Below are 489 nucleotides of genomic sequence, written 5' to 3' on the forward strand. Positions count from 1 at the left end.
GTCACCATTTTCCCGGTCCCCTCCTTCATCCTGCCTGCCCCGACGGCGATCCTCGCCTCCTTGGCAAAGCCCAATTACAGCTGGGTCGAGAACACGCTGGTGACCGCAGCCGAGATATTCGGCGGGTACGCCCTGTCCGTGGTGCTCGGCGTCGTTCTCGCGCTCCTGTTCTCCTGGTCTCGGATCCTAACGCTGCTGGTATTCCCCCTGCTGGTGACGCTCAACATGATCCCGAAGGTTGCCCTTGGCCCCCTCGTGATCGTCTGGTTCAGCTACGGCATCAGCACGAACATCCTGATCACGTTCACGCTCTGCTTCTTCCCGATCCTTCTCACGACGGTGCGCGGCCTGAACGAAGTGGAGCCGGACATTCTCGACCTTGTGCGCTCCCTCAAGGGCTCGCGCTGGCAGGCCTTCCGCTACATCCAGCTTCCGGGCGCCCTGCCCTACATCTTTTCCGGCATGAAGGTCGCGGCAATCCTGGCCGTT

Annotated in this window: 1 protein-coding gene; it reads left to right on the forward strand. The window is 62.0% G+C overall.

What is annotated here, in order from left to right; all coding sequences use genetic code 11:
• The coding region (locus C7G61_RS43300; RefSeq protein ID WP_145963863.1) for an ABC transporter permease at positions 1-489 on the forward strand (489 nt) is incomplete at both ends.

It is taken from the genome of Bradyrhizobium algeriense, assembly GCF_003062295.1.
Classification (GTDB): Bacteria; Pseudomonadota; Alphaproteobacteria; order Rhizobiales; family Xanthobacteraceae; genus Bradyrhizobium; species Bradyrhizobium algeriense.